The sequence below is a fragment of the Pseudomonas sp. 7-41 genome (assembly GCF_021233075.1).
Classification (GTDB): Bacteria; Pseudomonadota; Gammaproteobacteria; order Pseudomonadales; family Pseudomonadaceae; genus Aquipseudomonas; species Aquipseudomonas veronii.
Genome location: NZ_CP089551.1, coordinates 2,567,083 through 2,586,349, shown reverse-complemented (window position 1 = coordinate 2,586,349; position 19,267 = coordinate 2,567,083). Strand labels below are relative to the sequence as shown.

Here is a 19,267-nt window from a genome sequence, read left to right as displayed (position 1 = left end):
CTGTGCTATATTCATCCAATCATCCATATCAATATTGATTATACCTACCCCCCCTTCTCAGATGACCGCGCCAGTTTTCATCGGTCACGGCTGATTACCAAAGGAACGCTATGAACTCTTGGCTCGCGAATATCAGCGTCATGCTCAAGCTGGCCTTGGGCTTTGCTGTTGTACTCCTTCTAACCGCCATCCTTGCCGCGACCAGCTGGTTCAGCTTGGGAAAAATGATTGACCGTAGTAATCGAATGGCCGGCATCACCGAACTCGGCAACCGTCTTGATCATCTACGGAGGGCCCGTTTTCAGTATCAGGTGGACAAGGGTGACGAGCAACAAGGTGCATTGATCCAGGATGCGCTGGAACTGTTTGTCGCCAAGCAAAAAAGCCTCGCAAAAGAACTGCAGCTACCTGAAAACTTGCAAAGTCTTGCGCTGATCAACCAAGCCACCACTCAGTATCAAATGGCAATTAATACGATGCGCGAGGCCTATCGCAATAGTGCGGCCACCCGTAAGGAAATGGCCACCAATGCGGTCAAAGGCGCCGCGCTGATTGCCAAGCTCATCAATGACGTAGAAGCAATGCCAGTCTCTGATCAGCGCCGTTATGAGTTATACAAAGTCATCCTCAAGGCCAAAGAGGATGTCGCGCTGGTGCGTTATGAAGTTCGTGGCTACACCGGCAATCCCAACAGCACTACGGAACAAGCCGCCGCCCGCCAGCTTGATAGTGCGCTCAAGGGCATTGAAACCCTCAACAACACCTTTGGTGCCGCCTATGCCGATCCTATCAGGCAACTGGAAACCGCTCTGATGGCTTACCGCCGCTCAGTGCAGGACTTTACAGCCAGTAATGGGGCTATCGACCACTCCGTGCAGGACACTGTCAATTTCGGAGAGGCCATCACCCGTCTGACTGATGAAATGTATGCCAGACAGCTGGCCGCCCTTGAAACAGATAGTGCTCAGGCCCGCACGCTGCAGTTGAGTTGCACTGCTTTGGCAATGTTATTGGGGCTTCTTGCAGCTCTGATAATCACCCGCCAGATTACCCGCCCATTGCAGGAGACTCTGGCTGTGGTCGATTGCATTGCAGCGGGCGATCTCACGCAAAACATGGTCGTGACCCGTAGAGACGAACTGGGTGTGCTGCAACAAGGTATTCAGCGCATGGGTCGTACCTTGCGCGATCTGATCGGTGGTATCCGCGATGGAGTCACCCAGATCGCCAGTGCAGCGGAAGAGCTTTCAGCTGTCACTGAGCAGACCAGCGCTGGGGTCAATAGCCAGAAAACCGAGACCGACCAAGTGGCTACTGCGATGCACGAAATGTCGGCCACTGTGCATGAAGTTGCGCGGAATGCGGAACAAGCTTCCGTTGCCGCATCAGAGGCCGATGCTCAGGCGCGCGCTGGTGACAAAGTAGTCGCGGAAGCCATCGCCCAGATTGAGCGTTTGTCCAGCGAAGTCGGGCGTTCAGCGGAAGCTATGAATAAGCTTGAACAAGAAAGTGGGCGCATCGTCAAGATCATGGACGTGATCAAGGCGGTGGCTGAGCAAACTAATTTATTGGCCCTTAACGCGGCCATTGAGGCTGCTCGCGCAGGTGAGGCAGGGCGCGGTTTTGCAGTGGTCGCTGACGAAGTACGAGGACTGGCTCAGCGTACTCAGCAGTCCACTGAGGAAATAGAAAGCTTGGTGGCAGGCTTGCAAGGTGGAACACGTCAGGTGTCCAGTATTATGCAGAGCAGCCGCGAACTAACCGATAGCACTGTGGCGTTGGCAGGTAAAGCAGGCGCATCTTTAGCTAGCATCACTCAGACGGTTTCTGGGATTCAAGCCATGAACCAACAGATTGCTGCCGCCGCAGTACAACAAAGTTCGGTGGCGGAGGAAATAAGCCGCAGCATTTTGAGTGTACGCGACGTGTCTGAACAGACCGCCTCAGCTAGTGAGGAGACAGCGGCCTCCAGTATCGAACTCGCGCGCCTGGGGGTACAGTTACAGCAACTTGTCAGTCACTTCAAGGTTTGACCGATGTGAATCGCCACGGACTCTCTAGACACTTTGCAAGCTCATTGGACTGCCCCCAGCATCGTAGACATCTCCAGCCTATGCTCGATTTTTACCAACGCATAGCGGAACAATTGATTTAACCAGGCCCGACACTTTTCAGCTGTCGTTAAGGCCTTGCGCTGTTCGATCCTGCTCAGCAAATCCAGCAGATCGTGACGATTGATATCGTAGATAGACCGCCCGCCCAGTGTGGGCAGCACGTCTTTATTGAAGATTCTCAAGATTTGCGAGAGCGTGCTCTGGCGCCCCTCCTTCAGGCTCAGCCTGCGGAACTCCACCCATTGATTGAACACCGCCTCGAAGGCCTGCTCTGCCGCAAAACGAACAGCACGACGCTGCTGTTTACGGTGCTCATAGGGATTGATGCCTTGGGCGACCAAGGCGCGCCTCATCACGTCGCGCACGGGCTTCTTTGAGGCTGATTTGCGGATAACTACCGAGAGACATACGCTTCTGTACGCCCGCCCAGCAGTATTGAAACGCCAGATTTTCCCGCCGCGGGCCGTCACGTTGAGCGCAAGCCCATCCGTGTCGCCTAGCGTGTAGTCATTGCCGGTGATTCGGGCTTGCCGAACGGTCGTATCCGAGAGTGCCATAGCGAGCTCCTGAACAGAGTCAGGAGCGGATGCTCGTCTCGCTATCCAAGCTGCTCCAGCAAAAAACCGATTCAGTGCATATCCAAATCCAAGCCCCTCATTCGGGAGTTAAATCGGGACTTAAAAGCACTGGACGGTGCTGGATGTCAGTGGTTCCCGCCGGAACGAAAAAAGGACCCGAAGGTCCTTGTTTCGATCACTTACAGAATTCAGTGGAACTCTGCAGCGCAATATTTGGAGCGGGAAACGAGACTCGAACTCGCGACCCCGACCTTGGCAAGGTCGTGCTCTACCAACTGAGCTATTCCCGCGTCTTGGTGAGGCGCATTCTATAGAATCCTCAGCACCCGTCAACCCCTTGATTCAAAAAAGTTTTATTTTTTTTCAACAGTGGTGCGCAGATGAGGCCAGGCAGCGCGTAAATACTGGAGCATGGACCACAGCGTCAGGCCGGCAGCGATGAGCAGCAAGGCGTAGCCCAGCAAGACCCAGAAGGAAAAGTCCGACGGGTTGGCCAGCAGGATCACCAACGCGAGCATTTGCGCGGCGGTTTTCCATTTGCCCATGTTCGACACGGCGACGTGGGCGCGGGCGCCGATTTCGGCCATCCATTCGCGCAGGGCCGAAACGACGATCTCGCGGCCGATGATCACCGCAGCCGGTAAGGTCAGCCACAGGTTGCCGTGTTCCTGCACCAGCAGCACCAGGGCCACGGCCACCATCAGTTTGTCGGCCACCGGGTCGAGGAACGCGCCGAACGGCGTGCTCTGTTCCAGGCGCCGGGCCAGGTAGCCGTCGAGCCAATCGGTGGCGGCCGCAACGGCGAACACCGAACTGGAGGCCATGTAGCTCCATTCGTAAGGCAAATAGAACAACAAAATGAAAATCGGAATAAGCAGGACGCGTAGAACGGTGATCAGATTAGGGATATTCATCGGCACAACTGGCTGCGAGGTGAGAAGGCATTCTACTCGCTGTGCAGATTTGCATAAATCAACTCAGCGAGCTTTTTACTGATACCGGGTGCTTTAGCTATTTCGTCAATGCTGGCACGGGAGAGCTCTTGCAAGCCACCAAAATGTTTAAGCAGGTCGCGTCGGCGTGTCGGGCCTACTCCGGCCACGCCTTCCAGGGTTGAGGTTCGCCGGGTTTTGCCGCGACGGGCGCGATGGCCGGTAATGGCGAAACGGTGGGCTTCGTCGCGGATCTGTTGGATCAGGTGCAGCGCAGGCGAGTCGCCCTTCAACGTGAACTCATGGGCGGCATCATTCAAGTACAACGTCTCGAAGCCGGCCTTGCGCGTGGCGCCCTTGGCCACGCCGAGCAGGATCAGGTCGGGCACCGCCAGTTCGTTGAGCACGTCACGAGCCATGGACAGCTGGCCCTTGCCGCCGTCCACCAGCAGAATATCGGGGAGCTTGCCCTCCCCCTCCTTCAATTTGCTGAAGCGGCGCGTCAAGGCCTGGTGCATGGCGGCGTAGTCGTCGCCGGCGGTGACGCCTTCGATGTTGTAGCGCCGGTAATCGGACTTGATCGGCCCCTCCGGCCCGAACACCACGCAGGACGCCACCGTGGCTTCGCCGCTGGAGTGACTGATGTCGTAACACTCCAGGCGCTGGGGCGGTTCGTCCAGGTTGAGGACTTCGGCCAGGGCCTCAAAGCGCGCGGCCACGTGCTGTCGATTCGCCAGGCGTGCGCTCAGGGCCTGCTCGGCGTTGGTCACGGCCAGTTGCTGCCAGCGCGCCCGCGTGCCGCGCACGCGGTGGCTGATGTCCAGTTCACGGCCACGCAACGCGTGGATGGCCTCGATCAACGTCGGGAAGTCTTCATGCACCACGTTGACGATCAGTTCCGACGGCAAGTCGCGCTCGGGGCTGCTGACGTAATACTGGCCCAGGAACGCGGCCATGACTTCAGCGACCTCCTCGTCGATCCCGGTCTGCGGGAAGAAGTTCTTGCTGCCCAACACCCGACCGCCACGCACACTGATCAGGTGGACACAGGCGCCACCCGGGTTGACGAACGCAGCGATCACATCGACGTCGCCGGTTCCGCCTTCCATGCTTTGCTGGTCCTGCACACGCCGCAGCAGGGAGATCTGGTCGCGCAACTCGGCGGCTCGCTCGAAATCCAGGGTGCTCGCGGCTTGTTCCATGGCGCCGGAGAGTTCGTCGGTAAGGGCGTTGCTGCGCCCTTCGAGGAACATCACCGAATGGCGCACATCCTCGGCGTACTCCGCCGGTTCAACCAGGCCGACACAGGGTGCCTTGCAACGCTTGATCTGATATTGCAGGCACGGCCGGGTGCGGTTCTTGTAGAAGCTGTCTTCGCACTGCCGCACGAAAAAGGTCTTTTGCAGCAGGCTCAGGCTTTCGCGGATCGCACCGGCGCTGGGGTAAGGTCCGAAGTATTTGCCCTTCTGCTTCTTCGCGCCCCGATGAATACTCAGGCGTGGGAAGTCGCCGTCAGATAAAAACACGTAGGGGTAGGATTTATCGTCACGCAGCAGGATGTTGTAAGGCGGCCGCCATTCCTTGATCAGCGTCTGCTCAAGCAGCAGCGCCTCGGTTTCGTTGGCGGTGATGGTGGTTTCGACCTGGGCGATACGCGCCACCAGGGCCGCGGTTTTCGGCGCGAGGCCGGTCTTGCGGAAGTAGCTCGCCAGGCGGTTTTTCAGGTTCTTGGCTTTGCCCACATACAGCAGGCGCGCCTCGCTGTCGAACATGCGGTACACGCCGGGGCGGCCGCTGCAGGTCGAGAGAAAGGCACTCGGATCAAACGGTGTGGTCATGTCAGGCGCTGGCGTCCACCATGCCGTGGCGCACCGCGAGCAGGGTCAATTCAACATCACTGCTGATGGCGAGCTTCTCGAAAATGCGATAGCGGTAGGTGTTGACGGTCTTGGGGGACAGGCACAGCTTGTCGGAGATGGCCTGCACCTTCTGGCAGCCGACAATCATCAAGGCGATCTGGATTTCACGCTCCGACAGCACGTCAAACGGCGAATCGCTGGTGGGCTGGAAGGACTTGATCGCCAACTGCTGCGCGATCTGCGGGCTGATGTAGCGCTGGCCGGCAAATACCAGGCGAATGGCTTGTACCATCTCCGCCAGGCCTGCGCCCTTGGTCAGGTATCCCGCCGCCCCCGCCTGCAGCAGACGTGTAGGAAACGGGTCTTCTTCGCACACGGTGACCACCACGACTTTGATGTCCGGGTGGCTGCGCAACAATTTGGTAGTGGCGCCAAGGCCGCCGATCCCAGGCATCTTGACGTCCATCAACACCACATCGGGTTTCAACTCCCGGGCCTTGATCAGGGACTCTTCACCCGATTCAGCCTGGCCGACTACTTGCAGGCCATCGATGTCAGCCAGCATTCGTGTAATGCCTGTACGAACGAGATCATGGTCATCGACTACTAGCACCCTAATCAAGCAGACACCTCGCGATATGGTCTTATAGGTTGCTGAACACCTTAGCAAAAAACCAAGGCGCAGACCTAGTTGCAAGTGTCATATATATAGCGCTTGACGCCGGGAAGCGCGCCCGTCGAACGACGCGCAACGCTATTTCCTGGGGGAAAGGTCAGGAATCCCGGGCTACAGCTTGGATTTACCATTCATTATCAACATTGACGAATGTTCAGCCAAGGTTGAGGTCAATCGGTGGATCGCATCCTGGTCCTCTTTGAACATCGCCCGATAGTTGCCCAGCACCTTTTCTTCGATCTGACTCAAGTTATCCATTTGCGCCGGCGTGGGAGCGCCTGTTAATACGTACAGAAGATCCACGCCTCTTTCGGCCACACGCGATAAATAATCGGCCTTCGGCGCCCGCCCGCCGTTTTCGTATTTGCCTTGTGCGTTCGCTTCAACGCCTCCAATTTCACCAAACACTTTTTGCGACAACCCAAGCCGCTCTCTTTCCTGCCTTAGACGCAAACCGATTCCACTCATTTGGATGTATGATCCTAAATTGGCACACCCCAAGAGGTGATACGCTGATCCCTTGGTTACACAAACTTGAACGGTTTTGAACTATGCCCGGAATTCGTACTGCTGCACAAGCCAAGGCTTGGCTTGAACACCAAGGTAAGTCGGTTCAAGCGTTCGCCCGGGAACACGGTGTCGACCCGGCAACCACGTATCAGGTGCTCGCTGGGCGCAAGAAAGGACGGCGGGGAGAGGCCCATAAGGTAGCGGTCCTTCTGGGCATGAAAGAAGGCATCATCCTTGCCGAGAATGAGCCTCTGAGGCAGGAACAAGAAATATTGCCCTAGGTTCAGTATGCGCTTATTAAGCCGTTGTGCCTGTTTTGCGCAAATGAGTCACTTATTAGTCTGCGGACATGGGCCGACAATCGCGCTCCATGCACCAGAAGCACGCTTCCTCACCCGCAACTTGCAAGCCCTTGCGCTGATAAAGCCTTTTTGCCGGATTGGTTTTAAACACGGTCAACCGTAAAAGACCGCGACCTTGACCGCACGCTTTGAGTGCCATTTGCTCCAGTACCCAGCTGCCTGCTCCACGGCCACGGAACGGTTCGAGAATATGCAACTCGCGAATGTACAGCGCCTGGCTGTCGCGACTCAGGCTGATGAAGCCCACCACAGTATCGTCGCTGCAGATCAGCCAATTCTCGCGCCCCGCCCAGGCCACGTCGAAACCATCGTTGGACCACAGCAAACGGTATTGCGCGTAGTAGCCGCGCATGGCTTCGTAGGTCAGCGTCCGGGCAAATGAGCGGTCCTGGTCAGTCGCCGCGCGCAGGTGAAACGTCATGTCATCGCGCCCCTTCAGCCCACAGTGCTACCGCTTGACCGGTCCAGCGCCCGCCATCGCGACGGGCAATGACCAGCGCGTCGCCCGCCCCCGGCGCGGCGGCAAGCACCTGCCCATCGGCGCCCCAGATAGCACTGCGCCCCGCGCACGCCCAGCCGCCCGAGGGGCCACCGTGATTGGCCATCAATACCACCAGGCCATGCTCGGCGGCGTAGCTCTGGAGCAACGCACTGTCCGTTGCGTAGCCGCCTTCACTGATCAGCACACCGGCGGCGTATACAGTGGCGCCCGCTTGCGCAGCCTGACGTGCATGGCTGGCGTGGGAAAAGTCGGCGCAGACCGCCATCGCGATCCGATCATCCCGCCACTCAAGCATGTCACCGCCCTGCCCCGCGACAAACGCCACCTCTTCGCCGGGATGCAGATGCTGCTTGGTGTAAACCGCAAGCGAACCGTCTGCTCCCAGCACCAACGCGGCGATCGACACGCCCGCCCCTGGCGCCAAGCGGATCGGCATGCCCACCACCGCCGTCAAGCGCAGCTCCCGCGCCATCTCGCGCAGCGGCGTCAACAGCGCGTCCTCGGGGGCGATTGCCAGCTCAGCCGCCAAGGACGGTTCATACCCGCTCAACGACAGCTCCGGAAACACCAGCACTTGCACGCCCTGCTCAGCCGCGGCGCGCATGAACGCCAGGTGCCGCAGGATATTGGCCGGTACGTCGCCGGCGATGGAAACGGATTGAGCAGCGGCAAGGGTCAAGGCAGTCATGGTTGCGTCCCGGCAAGCATTATTGAGTGGCCACCAGCATATCGGCACTCCCCCCATAGTCGTAAGTACCTCCACACAATAGAAATTACCGATTGAATCCACCCGTGCGCCTCTAGTAAGCTGCCACCATCATTTGGAGAGCCACCATGTTGCAACTCACCCACACCCAGGTTTGCCCTGCTGCCAGCGCCTCGCGCTCGGTATCGGCTACCCGTGTGAACGGTTTGAGCGCACTGGTCAGCTTTTATTTTGGGTATTGGTTTAGCCACTGGCGCGCCTGATACCTGAAATCGGCGCCCACTGCTCAAGGGGTCGCCTACCAGAGAAATCTAACCCCCGGTCGGCTCCCCGATCGGGGGTTTTGTTTTTTCAGCCCTGAACACTTTGTTTGATCAAGACCATTTAAAGGAATCACGACATGAACTACGCCACCTATTACCGCTACGACACCAGCACTGCATGGCGATTTAGCAAGCTCCGCTCGGGACAGCCTGCCGCCTCCGATCGGTCACCTATCGGTGGCAAGCCAACACACGTAGCCACTACGGCCAATTGTCGAACACCCCAGTAGGGCAGAGCGTGCGGGAATCGCCCGCCGCTTGCCCAGGAAGCCTTGAAGATGAACTCCTCCGTCGCCGCTCTGCCCGTTTCTACCCTGACCAGCGCCAATGAAGCGCTGACCCTGCGCTTGCCCAGTTCCCTTGAACTCAAGCACCAGTTACCTCTCAGCCCATTCCTCAATGAGCAAATCCACGCCCATCGCCAAGCCGTGCGCGCCATTCTCAATGGCGAAGATTCACGTTTGCTGGTGATCGTCGGTCCGTGTTCGATCCACGACCCGGAATCGGCCATGGAATACGCACGCAACCTGAAGAAACTGGCGTTGGACGTCAGCGACCAGATGCTGCTGGTAATCCGCGCCTACGTCGAAAAACCGCGCACCACCATTGGCTGGAAAGGCCTGGCCTACGACCCGCACCTGGATGGCAGCGATGACATGGCCGCCGGCCTCAGCCTGTCCCGCGAACTGATGCGTGAGATGCTGCGCCTGGGCCTGCCGGTCGCCACCGAGTTGCTGCAACCGATGGCCGCCGGCTACTTCGACGACCTGCTCAGTTGGGTCGCCATCGGCGCACGCACCACCGAGTCGCAGATCCACCGCGAAATGGCCAGCGGCCTGGGCATGCCCGTCGGCTTCAAGAACGGCACCGACGGCGGCGTCGCCATTGCCTGCGATGCGATGCGCTCGGCGTCCCACCCGCACCGGCACTTCGGCGTCGACAGCCAGGGCCACCCGGCGATCATCCAGACCCCGGGCAACCCCGACACCCACCTGGTGTTGCGCGGCGGTCACCGTGGGCCGAACTACGATGCGCAGAGCGTGGCCCAGGTGAAACAGGACCTGGCCAAGTCCAAGGTGACCGCGCGGATCATGGTCGATTGCAGCCATGCCAACAGTGGCAAAGACCCGCTGCGTCAGCCGGCAGTGTTCAATGAAGTGCTGGAGCAACGCCTGCAGGGCGACACTTCGCTGATCGGCATGATGCTCGAAAGCCACGTGTTCGAAGGCTGCCAACCATTGGGCCCGGCGATGAAATACGGCGTGTCGGTGACCGACGGTTGCCTGGGTTGGGACAGCACCGAGCAGCTGTTGCGCAGCGCAGCTCAACGCTTGCGCGAACACGCCATCGGCTGAGCAATGGACACCGGCTTGCCTGCAAAGCGCGGGCAAGCCGGACGGCCGCCAACCTGGAGAGCAACCTCAAGCCCCTGCAACTGACCTTGAGCGCTGCCGACAAGCTGCAGGTTGCGGGCCGTGACGGGGCCAGCGCCTGACAGCCCCAAAGGCATCGCGCCGACGCGGAACTAAACCCCGGCCACCGGCGTGCGCGATAATTCCCGCAGCCAGGGCAATACCCGCAAGCCCGCGGCGGCCTCGGGTGGGTCGATGATGTCCATGAAGTGCTCGAGATTGATGTTATCCGGTACGCCGGGCAAGCGAACCAGTACCTGCGGTGTCGAGCCGACGGGTACGCCCAGGTCCAAGTGATCGTAGACCAGCACGTGGCGTACCTGGGCCTGCGGCCCACCGGCGTGGGCCGCCAAGCCTGCATTGACGATCAGCACATCAAAGGGTTCGGCCGGGATCGCCGTGAGGATCTGGACCTCTTCAAAGGTTTGCACCGGCACAATCCGGTGATACCCCAATCGGTTGAGCATTTTTTCGATATACAACCGTTGCAGGTGCTGTTCATCGGCAATCAGGATGGTCAGTGCTTTGTTCGGCATGGCAAACCCCTGGCAGGCTGTGCTCGTTGAATGAGAGCAGCCCATTTTCCAGACATATCCCGCAGACAAAATCAGGCATGTTCCCCCTTCATGTAGGAGTTGTCCCAAATCCACCGAATAACCACCCAACCGCGTCAAGGTTGATTGCAATAAACGCTCAAGCTGTGATGCAAATCATCGATCGCCTGCTCGACGTCCTCAACCGCTGCCCCCAACGCCTGGAGGTCCTGCCGTTCGCACACGGCCTCCAAGGTTTCGCAACAAGCGATCAGCGCGTGCGCCTTGACCATCCGCGCGCCGCCTTTGGCGCGGTGTGCCAGGTCATGCAACTGGGCAAAGTCGGCCTGACGTCGCAATGACGGCAATAGCCGTTGATCGGCTTCCAGACTGTCGAGCAGCGGCATCAACAATTCGTTGAGCGCGGCATGATCGTCCCCCGTCAGCATGATCAGCGCTCCCAGATCGAACGCCGGTTCGGCTTGCGGCTCGCATAGGCTCGCCATGCGCGGCGCCAGGGCCGATCGCAAGTCTTCGAGCCCGGTGGGCTTGAACAGGCACCCGTCCATGCCCGCCTGGCGACAGCGCTCGGCTTCTTCGGGTTGGGCATTGGCGGTAAACCCCAGCAGCAGGCACGGCACCAGGCCTCGCTCGTGCTCTTGAGTACGAATATCCCGCGCCAATGTGTAACCGTCCTTCAGAGGCATATTGCAATCGGTGATCACGCCATCAAAGTGCCCGGCCTGCCACAGCGCGAGCCCCTGCACACCGTCCTCGGCCGTGGTAATGCGATGCCCCAGGAAGCTCAACTGCCGGGCCAGCAGCAAACGGTTGGCCGGGTAGTCATCCACCACCAGGATACTCAACGCGCGTGTCGGTGGGCTGTGCGGAGCAGGCGCCGAAGCAGGCGCCGGCAGCGCGGCCGCCAGGCTCAGCGCCACACTCACGTCCACCCGGGTGCCCTGCCCCAACACGCTGCTCAGGTGCAACTGACCGCCCATCATTTCGCACAGACTGCGACTGATCACCAACCCCAGGCCGGAACCGCTGCGCGCCGATTGTTCAGCGTTGCTGCCCTGGCTGAACGGGTTGAACAGCCGCTGCTGGTCCTGAGCACTGATGCCCATACCGGTGTCTTGCACCCACAACCTGAGCCATAGTTGATCCTCGGCGACATCGCCCTGGGCGCCCAGTTGCACCTGGCCTTTGCTGGTGAACTTGATGGCATTGCTGAGCAGGTTCGAAACCACCTGCTTGAAGCGCAGCGGGTCGATCAGCACCGGGCGATCGAGCGCCGGATCGAGCGTCACGCGCAGCGCCAGCCCTTTGGCCCGCGCGAGGCCTTCGAAAACCCGCACCACCGAGGCCAGCAGCTCACGCAGGTTGGCGGGCTCCTGGGCCAGGGACAGGTGGCCGGATTCGATCCGGGCGATGTCCAGGATGTCGCCGATCAATTCCAGCATGCCGCGCGAGGCCACCGACGCCACTTCCAGCGCATCGCGATCCGCCCGACCTTGCTCGGCGCTTTTGAGCGCCAGCTCGATCATGCCGATCACCGCGTTCATCGGCGTCCGGATCTCGTGGCTCATGGTGGCCAGGAACGTCGTCTTGGCGCGGTTGGCGGCATCGGCATCGTCCTTGGCTTCCTGCAACTGGCCCAGCAAGCGGTGGCGCTCACTCACATCCACCCAGCCGGCAATCATACCCACGACCTTCTCGTCGCCGTCGCGGTACGGCAGCATCCAATGGTAAATCGTGAGGACTTCGCCGCCCGGCACCCTGAGGATCCGGTCATGAATCTGCGGCTCGCCCCGCGCCATCAACTTCAGGTAGTCGTCATGGTACGACTGGGCTTGCGGCGGGTTACCGGTGTCGGTTTCCACCACGGTCTTGCCGATCACGTCTTCGAGCTTGAAACCGAACACGTCGAGGTAGGCATTGTTGCAGGCCATCAACCGCCCCTGGCGATCGCGCACGTAAATCGGGTGAGGCGTGCCGTCGATCAACACGCTCATAAAGCGCATCTGATCGCTCAACGCCCGCTCGGCCTGGGCGCGCTTGCGAATCAGGCTGCGCAGGTAAAAGGCCCAGCACAGGGTGATCAACAACAGCACCGCGGCGAGACTGAAACCCTGGATGATTGCGTTGCGATGGCGCAGCCAGTAGCTGTCTTCAATGATGATCTCGCTGCGCCAGTGATTGGTCAGCTCATCCAGCTCCTCAGGTGTGATGCTCAACAATGCCTTGTCGAGGATCGAATACAACTCAAGTTGGCTGCGGTTGACGCCAAACGTGATCCGCGCCGGCTCCGTGCCGACGGTGCTGGTCATACGCAAGCGGTCGCGGTAATGACGCGCGATCATGTAGCGCGCACTGATGAGCGAAATAACAGTCGCATCGGCCCCGCCATTGGCCACCAACTCCATGGCGGCTTCGGGGTTTGCGCTGTCGATAAACTCAATACCGGGGTAATCCCGCGCGATTTGCTCACCCAGGCTGTTGCTGCGAATGAACGCCAGGCGCTTTCCGGGCAAGTCCTCCAGGGTAACCAGCCGCTCGTCTTCGGCGCGCACCACCAGCACATACGGGTTGGACAGGTAAGGCCGGGTGAAGCGCAACTTCTCGGTCCGCTCGACGCTGGGGGTAATCACCGCCAGCATGTCTGCCTGGCCAGCATTGACCTCATCGATTTGTCGAGGCAACGAACTGCCCTTCACCACATCGAACTTCAGGCCCGTGCGCAAGCTGATCCGCGCCAGCACTTCCGCGCTCAGCCCTTCGAATTGCCCTTGCTCATTGAAAAACGACAATGGCACGAACTTGTCGAGCACCGCCACTTTCACCCGCGGGTGTTTCTCCAGCCAGCGCTGCTCGCTGTCACTCAGGCGCAGCCGTTCGGCTTCCATGAAACCGCTGCCGCCAGCACTCCAGCGGCGCAGAATATCCATCTGCTGGTTGACCGGCACGATGGCCAACGCGGCGTTGATGATACTGCGCAGGCGAATATTGTCCTTGGTGAACGCAAACCCGAAAGGGTTGACCTCCAGGCCGGAAAAATCCGCCACGCGCACGTTATTGAGGTGGTTCTTGTTGATCAGGTACCGGGTGCTGATGGCATCGCCCAGGTACACATCAGCCCGGCCGAACGCCACCGCACCGATGGCTTCGAAGGTCGAGGCAAACAGTTGCAACTGCGCGTGGGGGTAGAACTGCTGCACGGCATCGGGCTGCATGTAGTGATACAGCATGGCCACGCGTTTGCCGGCCAAGTCTGCGCTCAGGGCCTGGGTGTCTCCGATGCGGGTGACCAGGGTGGGTTGATCGTTGGCGTAAGAGCGTGACAGCTCCAACTCAGGGTCTGCGGCTTCATAGCCGTTGGCCGAGCCAACGAAATCCACCGCGCCCTGCTTGAGCGCTTCAATCACTTCATCGCGGGTGTCGTAGCGTCGCACCTCGATGATGATATTCAACGCCTGCGCCACCAGCGCCGCATAATCGGCGGTAATGCCCTCAAGCTCGTCGTTGTTGTTGCTCAGGTCGAATGGCGCGTAATCCGGCGCCGACACCCCCATCACCAACGTGCGCCGCTCACGTAGCCAGCGCCAGTCGGTTTCATCCAGCGTCAGGCGGGGGTTTTCGAGCTGAGAGTGCCCCAACAGGCGCAGCGCGTGTGGCTGATCGACGGCCACTGCGAGCATGGGCAACAGGCCCATCAACAAGATAGCGGCGAGCCGCCTGAACGCAGTGGCAGTCATTTCAGATCAAGTGATTGCGCTGGGCGAACTTGGATAAATGCACGACGGAGGACATGCGCAACTTCTCCTTCAGGCGGGTTTTGTACGTGCTGATGGTCTTGTGGCTCAGCAGCATGTCCTCGGCGATTTCCTTGTTGCCCAGGCCCAGGGCCAGCTTCTGCAGCACCGTCAACTCGCGGTCCGAAAGAGCTTCCACCAACTCGTGCTCGGAGGTCTGCAAATCATCGCGGCGCACCGAACTGGTGGGCAGGCTGGGAAAGCAGCTGTAGTTGCACATCACAGCCTTGATTGCTTTTTGCAGCTCGTCCAACTCGCCGGTCTTGGCGACAAACCCCATGGCACCGGCCCGCATGCACCGGGTCGAAAAAAACACCGCCAAGTAGGACGTGAGCACCAGGATCTTGCACGGCAGGCCCAAGGCCTTGATCCGACTGATGACCTCCAGGCCACCCAACTTGGGCATCGCCAGGTCGAGAATCACCAGGTCCGGGCGCCCTTCTCTGGCCTTCTGCACGGCATCCGCGCCATTACCCGCTTCATCAATTTCAGTAAAACCTTCCTGTTTCAACAGAAATTTGACAGTGGCACGAATAAACGGGTGGTCATCCACTACTAACGCTTTGCTCATAAAACACCCCTGAGAGGACAAAGTACGCTGACACATCACACGGGACCCAGCCACCTGTGAGAATTGACAGTCCCGACGAACGGTACAGTCCCTCAGAGCGCCAACAGACGGGTGCCTGGTCCCTTCCCTTGAAAATCACCACGAACATATGAAGCCGTATCATTGCTGCCGGCCAGCCGCAGCGATCAACCTTAGCAATGGGGTGATGTTTCTTACGAAGGGATAATCCTGACTGCGTGTAGGACTTTTCCTTACAAAAGCATAGCCAATCCTGGGTATGCCTAGGCTTGACCAGGGTGGATCAGTCGGTGGTACTTGGGCTCCAGAAAGCCTGCACCACCAGGCTCGACATGGAAATGCGCGTCACCAGGGCGTCCAGTTCATCACCGTCCACGGAAGTGGCCGCCAGGGTCGCCTCGATCTCCACTTCTTCGCTGCCAAACGGGCGCACATCGACATCGCTGGCGGGGTAGTTGCAACGTGCCAGCTCGGCTTCCAGCAACACCATGACCGCCTGTTGCTGGCTACGCCGTGCAATCACATAGAGGATGTTGGTCACCTCCGCCGACACCACATCCAGCGGCTGGCGGTTGATGTTATTGACGATCGGCCGCAGCAGCGTATTGGCCGCCAGTACGAACAGCGTGCCCAGCAGCGCTTCGAGGATCAGGTCGGCACCGGCACAGGCGCCCACCGCGGCCGAGGCCCAGAGGGTGGCGGCGGTGTTGAGCCCGCGCACGTTGCCTTCTTCGCGCATGATCACGCCGGCCCCCAGAAAGCCGATGCCCGACACCACATAGGCGACCACCCGCACAGCACCGTCTGCACCGCCCAGGCGGTTGGCCATGTCGACGAAAATCGCCGCGCCCACTGCGACCAGCACGTTGGTGCGCAAGCCCGCCGTGCGCTGGCGGTACTGGCGCTCGAAGCCGATCAAGCCGCCGAGGATAAACGCGGCGGTCAGGCTGACCACGGTATCGATCAGGGAATCGAGGTTGATGTTGTTGATTGCCTGCATAAAAACTCCATGAATGCGGCGGCAGCCCCACTGCCATCGCGGGCAGGCCCGGCTCCCACCGGGCCCAGGGGCGTTCGATACAACTGTTATTGCCAGCCAAACTTACGGATGTAGTAGCCCTTCACCGCTTGGGTCAACGCCATGTACCCCAACAGAATCACGGGCAGGAACACAAAGTACAGCGACGGCAACGCCTGCAGTTTGAAGTAGTGCGCCAGCGGCCCCATCGGCAGGAAAATCCCCACGGCCATGATCACCCCCGTCATCACCATCAGCGGCATTGCCGCACGGCTTTGCAGGAACGGGATTTTCGGGGTGCGGATCATATGTACGATCAGCGTCTGGGTCAGCAACCCCACCACGAACCAGCCCGACTGGAACAGGGTCTGGTGGTCCGGGGTGTTGGCATCGAACACATACCACATGAGTGCGAACGTGGTGATGTCAAAGATCGAACTGATCGGCCCGAAAAACAGCATGAAACGGCCCACATCCCCCGGTTGCCAGCGTTGCGGCTTGGCGAGCATGTCTTCATCGACGTTATCGAATGGAATCGCGATCTGCGAAATGTCGTACAGCAGGTTCTGCACCAGCAAATGCATGGGCAGCATCGGCAGGAACGGAATGAACGCACTGGCGACCAGCACCGAAAACACGTTGCCGAAGTTGGAGCTGGCGGTCATCTTGATGTACTTGAGCATGTTGGCGAAGGTGCGCCGGCCTTCGAGCACGCCCTCCTCCAGGATCATCAGGCTCTTTTCCAGCAGGATGATGTCAGCCGCTTCCTTGGCGATGTCCACCGCGCTGTCCACCGAAATACCGATATCGGCCGTGCGCAGCGCCGGTGCGTCGTTGATCCCATCGCCCATGAAGCCCACCACATGGCCGTTGGCCTTGAGCAGGCGCACGATGCGTTCCTTGTGCGACGGCGTCAGCCTGGCGAATACGTTGGTGGTTTCCACGGCCTTGGCCAGTTCGGCGTCGGTCATGTCCTCGATGTCGTTGCCCATCAGCAGGCCTTGCTGCTCCAGGCCCACTTCGCGGCAGATCTTGGCGGTGACCAGTTCGTTATCGCCCGTCAGCACTTTGACGGCCACGCCGTGGGCTTTGAGGGCCTTGAGGGCAGGCGCGGTGCTTTCCTTGGGCGGATCGAGGAAGGCCACATAACCGATCAACGTCAGGTTTTTTTCATCCGCCAGGTTGTAGGTATCGCGCCCCGCTGACATCGGCTGCGCGGCGACCGCGACCACCCGCAAGCCTTCTTCGTTGAATGCCGCGGTCACTTGGCGGATGCGCGCCAGCAACTCATCGGTCAGCGCTTCGTTGGAGTCGCCGTGGCGCACCCGGTTGCACACCGACAGAATCTCTTCCACCGCGCCTTTGCAGATCAACAGGTGCGGCTGGCCTTGCTCGGCCACCACCACCGACATCCGGCGCCGGTTGAAGTCGAACGGGATCTCATCGACCTTCTGGAACGCGGTGGCGACTTTCAGCTCGCGATGCACCTCCACGTGTTCCAGCACCGCCACGTCCAGCAGGTTTTTCAGACCGGTCTGGTAGTAACTGTTGAGGTAGGCCATTTCCAGCACGTCGTCGGACTCTTCGCCCCACACGTCCACATGGCGCGCCAGGAAAATCTTGTCCTGGGTCAGCGTGCCGGTTTTGTCCGTACACAGTACGTCCATGGCGCCGAAGTTCTGGATCGCGTCCAGGCGCTTGACGATGACCTTTTTGCGCGACAGAAACACCGCGCCCTTGGCCAACGTCGAGGTGACGATCATCGGCAGCATTTCCGGGGTCAGGCCCACGGCAATCGACAGCGCGAACAGCAGCGCTTCGGTCCAGTCGCCCTTGGTGAAACCGTTGATGAACAACACCAGCGGCGCCATCACGAACATGAAGCGAATCAGCAGCCAACTGACTTTGTTGACGCCCTGCTGGAACGAGGTGGTCGCGCGATCCGTGGCGGTGACGCGCTGGGCCAACGCGCCGAAATAGGTGCTGTTGCCGGTGGTCAGAATCACTGCCGTCGCTGCGCCGGACACCACGTTGGTGCCCATGAACAGGATGTTTTCCAGGTCCAGGGGGTTGCGCGTCTTGGCATCCTTCTGCTGGGCGAACTTCTCCACCGGCATCGATTCGCCGGTCATCGCCGCCTGGCTGACGAACAGGTCCTTGGCATTGAGCACGCGGCAGTCGGCGGGGATCATGTCGCCGGCCGACAGCACGATCAGGTCGCCCGGCACCAGTTGCTTGATCGGCAGCTCGATGGGTTTGGCCGCCTCGCGGCGCAACACCGTCGCGGTATTGCTCACCATGTCCTTGAGTGCGTCGGCAGCCTTGTTCGACTTGGCCTCCTGCCAGAAACGCAGCAGGGTCGACAGCACCACCATGGAAAAAATCACCGTGGCGGCCTTCATGTCTTCGGTCAGCCAGGAGATCACCGCCAGCAAGGTCAGCAGCAGGTTGAAGGGGTTCTTGTAGCAATGCCACAGGTGGACCCACCAGGGCAGCGGCTGTTCGTGTTCGACTTCATTGAGGCCGTATTGCTCCCGCAACGCGTCGGCTTCCTGGGCGTCCAAGCCTTCGGCGTGACTGCCCAGGGTGCCCAGCAACTGTTCCGCGCCGCTGTTGGCCGCAGCCACCAGGGTTTGCGCCAGGCTCGGCGGGACTTCGCGGCTGACGCTGGCGTCGGTGACGCTGTCGAGCAGTGCCAGGCGACGGAAATGCCGAGCGATATGCCGGGTCCGCAGGAAGCCGGCAAAGAACTCTTTCAACAGAGTGAAGTTCATGGTGTTACTCCTGCGCGAGGAAACCGTCGTGCAGGTACGGCCAACTGCGCCGCGCCCGATCAAAAAGGCACAGCCAGCCTGGCCCGCCCGCCGCAAAAAGGCAGGCGCGTCCGTAGCAACCTGAGGTGAATCAGGTGCTGGTCAGCGTCGATGAGAGTGGATCGAGGCAGGCGCCAGAACTGGTCGCTGCCGGGATGCCGCTTCTCGCTGTTTGGCGAGACAACGGCATCTGAAGAATGCGCGTTACCTTGCCAAGTCTGTGCCGGTTACCGAAACCGGCCGACGACTGTCACTTGAACAAGTACCCACTGAGGGTCTCCGCTATTGATGAAAACGCGCGAAGCTTACGCCCCGATTACAGGAGAGTAAACCGTAGGAAAGTACCTGCATGATGAATAAGAGGATTCTTCAGGATGGGTTCAGGAACCCCTATCTTGAAGCCCTCCGAGGCATAAATGTGGGAGGGAGCTTGCTCCCGATGGCGATGGTGCAGCTAGAGATAAGCTAACTGCCCCACCGCCATCGGGAGCAAGCTCCCTCCCACAGGTTGAATGTGTCTATCCGCAG

At 59.8% G+C, this 19,267-nt stretch carries 16 protein-coding genes and 1 tRNA gene; 4 read left to right on the top strand and 13 right to left on the bottom strand.

The features are described 5' to 3' along the window. Positions 1-140 precede the first annotated feature (140 nt). Entirely contained in the window at positions 141-2,033 is a 1,893-nt protein-coding gene (locus LQ249_RS11780; RefSeq protein WP_407691840.1) for a methyl-accepting chemotaxis protein, read from the top strand. A 41-nt stretch (positions 2,034-2,074) separates the two neighbouring features. On the opposite strand, the gene LQ249_RS11775 is transcribed toward LQ249_RS11780, so the two are convergent. From LQ249_RS11775 to LQ249_RS11750, 6 genes are all read right to left on the bottom strand, one after another. Then, positions 2,075-2,671, bottom strand: a complete 597-nt coding sequence (locus LQ249_RS11775; protein ID WP_442962251.1) for a tyrosine-type recombinase/integrase — start codon at positions 2,669-2,671, stop codon at positions 2,075-2,077. A gap of 235 nt (positions 2,672-2,906) precedes the next feature. After that, a tRNA-Gly gene (locus LQ249_RS11770) sits at positions 2,907-2,982 on the bottom strand. Between the two features lie 63 nt (positions 2,983-3,045). Next, positions 3,046-3,606, bottom strand: coding sequence for a CDP-diacylglycerol--glycerol-3-phosphate 3-phosphatidyltransferase (pgsA, locus tag LQ249_RS11765; RefSeq protein ID WP_017847081.1), 561 nt, complete (start codon positions 3,604-3,606; stop codon positions 3,046-3,048). Between the two features lie 32 nt (positions 3,607-3,638). Beyond that, entirely contained in the window at positions 3,639-5,462 is a 1,824-nt protein-coding gene (gene uvrC, locus LQ249_RS11760) for an excinuclease ABC subunit UvrC (protein ID WP_017847080.1), read from the bottom strand. Position 5,463: 1 nt separating this feature from the next. After that, positions 5,464-6,105: a response regulator transcription factor GacA gene (gacA, locus tag LQ249_RS11755; RefSeq protein ID WP_026140040.1), complete on the bottom strand. Its 642-nt coding sequence runs from the start codon at positions 6,103-6,105 to the stop codon at positions 5,464-5,466. 165 nt (positions 6,106-6,270) lie between these two features. Continuing rightward, entirely contained in the window at positions 6,271-6,627 is a 357-nt protein-coding gene (locus tag LQ249_RS11750; RefSeq protein ID WP_017847078.1) for a helix-turn-helix domain-containing protein, read from the bottom strand. An 83-nt stretch (positions 6,628-6,710) separates the two neighbouring features. Here LQ249_RS11750 and LQ249_RS11745 point away from each other — a divergent pair, with 83 nt between their 5' ends. Next, positions 6,711-6,950, top strand: coding sequence for a DNA-binding protein (locus tag LQ249_RS11745; protein WP_046384003.1), 240 nt, complete (start codon positions 6,711-6,713; stop codon positions 6,948-6,950). Positions 6,951-7,005: 55 nt separating this feature from the next. Here the strand turns inward: LQ249_RS11745 and LQ249_RS11740 are convergent, their stop codons facing one another. Next, positions 7,006-7,452 carry a GNAT family N-acetyltransferase gene (locus LQ249_RS11740; protein ID WP_046384004.1) on the bottom strand — a complete coding sequence of 149 codons (447 nt, stop codon included), beginning with the start codon at positions 7,450-7,452 and terminating at the stop codon, positions 7,006-7,008. A 1-nt stretch (position 7,453) separates the two neighbouring features. Continuing rightward, positions 7,454-8,221, bottom strand: coding sequence for a carbon-nitrogen hydrolase family protein (locus tag LQ249_RS11735; protein WP_232566473.1), 768 nt, complete (start codon positions 8,219-8,221; stop codon positions 7,454-7,456). A gap of 146 nt (positions 8,222-8,367) precedes the next feature. On the opposite strand from LQ249_RS11735, the gene LQ249_RS31505 reads away from it, so the two are divergent. Both LQ249_RS31505 and LQ249_RS11730 read left to right on the top strand, forming a co-directional pair. Next, entirely contained in the window at positions 8,368-8,502 is a 135-nt protein-coding gene (locus tag LQ249_RS31505; RefSeq protein WP_256350929.1) for a hypothetical protein, read from the top strand. Positions 8,503-8,840: 338 nt separating this feature from the next. Then, positions 8,841-9,917, top strand: a complete 1,077-nt coding sequence (locus LQ249_RS11730; RefSeq protein WP_046384006.1) for a 3-deoxy-7-phosphoheptulonate synthase — start codon at positions 8,841-8,843, stop codon at positions 9,915-9,917. A gap of 170 nt (positions 9,918-10,087) precedes the next feature. Here the strand turns inward: LQ249_RS11730 and LQ249_RS11725 are convergent, their stop codons facing one another. From LQ249_RS11725 to mgtA, 5 genes are all read right to left on the bottom strand, one after another. Further along, positions 10,088-10,510, bottom strand: coding sequence for a chemotaxis protein CheY (locus LQ249_RS11725; RefSeq protein ID WP_232566472.1), 423 nt, complete (start codon positions 10,508-10,510; stop codon positions 10,088-10,090). Positions 10,511-10,644: 134 nt separating this feature from the next. Next, complete coding sequence (locus LQ249_RS11720) at positions 10,645-14,262, bottom strand: transporter substrate-binding domain-containing protein (RefSeq protein ID WP_169881434.1); 3,618 nt, start codon at positions 14,260-14,262, stop codon at positions 10,645-10,647. Between the two features lies 1 nt (position 14,263). After that, positions 14,264-14,890: a response regulator transcription factor gene (locus LQ249_RS11715; protein ID WP_017847071.1), complete on the bottom strand. Its 627-nt coding sequence runs from the start codon at positions 14,888-14,890 to the stop codon at positions 14,264-14,266. A gap of 301 nt (positions 14,891-15,191) precedes the next feature. After that, entirely contained in the window at positions 15,192-15,908 is a 717-nt protein-coding gene (locus LQ249_RS11710; protein ID WP_017847070.1) for an MgtC/SapB family protein, read from the bottom strand. Positions 15,909-15,994: 86 nt separating this feature from the next. Continuing rightward, a complete protein-coding gene (gene mgtA / locus LQ249_RS11705) occupies positions 15,995-18,700 on the bottom strand; it encodes a magnesium-translocating P-type ATPase (protein ID WP_102617814.1) in 2,706 nt (901 codons plus the stop codon). Between the last annotated feature and the right edge of the window lie 567 nt (positions 18,701-19,267).